The 318-nt window shown below is 61.0% G+C and carries 1 protein-coding gene; it reads right to left on the minus strand.

All coding sequences use genetic code 11. The features are described 5' to 3' along the window. The coding region (locus EN807_RS33955) for an aminotransferase class V-fold PLP-dependent enzyme (protein WP_135938049.1) at window positions 1-318 on the minus strand (318 nt) is incomplete at both ends.

Raw genomic sequence — 318 nt, forward strand, 5'->3', positions numbered from 1 at the left:
GCGAGTTCGGCCGCCATGCCCAGTCCGACTATGCCGGGAGTGTTTTCAGTGCCTGCACGCCGGTCGCGCTCTTGGTGGCCACCCTTGATCAGGGAGGAGAAGCGCACGCCACGTCTTACATAAAGCGCGCCTATCCCCTTTGGACCATGCAGCTTGTGGGCGGAGAGCGACAGCATGTCGATCGCGGTCGATTTCAGCTCAATCGGAAACCTTCCGACCGCCTGCACTGCATCAGTGTGGAAAAGCGCGCCGACTTCCCTGGCTAGGTCGGCAAGCTCAACCACGGGAAAGATCGTACCGGTCTCACTGTTCGCCCAC

This window comes from Mesorhizobium sp. M5C.F.Ca.ET.164.01.1.1 (assembly GCF_004792125.1).
GTDB lineage: Bacteria > Pseudomonadota > Alphaproteobacteria > Rhizobiales > Rhizobiaceae > Mesorhizobium > Mesorhizobium wenxiniae.